This window comes from Caballeronia sp. LZ008 (genome assembly GCF_031451435.1).
Classification (GTDB): Bacteria; Pseudomonadota; Gammaproteobacteria; order Burkholderiales; family Burkholderiaceae; genus Caballeronia; species Caballeronia zhejiangensis.
The window spans coordinates 1-763 of record NZ_JARUXK010000030.1 but is presented as its reverse complement, the minus strand read 5'-3'; the positions used below and the strand labels follow the sequence as shown (position 1 = coordinate 763).

The 763-nt window shown below is 64.0% G+C and carries 1 pseudogene; it reads left to right on the top strand.

Annotation, left to right across the window (positions count from 1 at the left end):
- Positions 1-763 (top strand): annotated as a pseudogene (locus QCE49_RS34670) (RHS repeat protein); the annotation flags it as partial.

Genomic DNA, 763 nt, shown 5'->3' with positions numbered 1-763 from the left:
CGTCAGCACGAAGAACGCGCTCGGTCAGGTGCAGCGCTTCGAATACGACGAGCAAGGGCGTGTAAGCGCCGTCACCGACGCCCTCTCGCAGACCACGCGCACCGAGTACAACGACGCGGGCTTGCCGGTGAAGGTGACGAGTCCGACCGGCGACGTGAGCACGACGGATTACGACGCGCTCGGGCGACCGGTTGCCGTCACCGACGCGGCGGGCCGAACGACCCAATATTCGTGGAACGCACGCGGACGGCTGATTTCGCTGACCGATCCGAAGGGCGGCGCGCGCCAGTTCGACTATGACAACGGCGGCCGTCTCATGAGGGCGACCGACTGCTCGGGCAACGCGACGCTGTATTCCTACGACGAGCGCGGGTTTCTGTCGCGCGTGACCGATGCAGAAGGCAACGAAACGGTCTACCGGCGCGATGCGCGCGGCCAGATTCAGCGCATCACGCGCGCGGACGGCACGGAAGAAAAGTTCACATGGGACGGCAACGGCAACTTGCTGACGTACCGTGACGGCGCGGGCACGGAGACGCTATACGGGTACGGTCAGCTCAATGAATTGCACTCTCGCCGCACGATTGTTGTTCCCGGAACCTTGGGCCAATGGATCGGCTACCGCTACGACAAACAGGGCCGGCTCGCCTCGCTGCGCAACGAAAACAACGAGTCGACGACCTTCCGTTATGACGCGCTCGGGCAGTTGATCGAACAGACCGGCTTCGATGGGCGCAGCATCAGCTACGAATGGGACGACGCC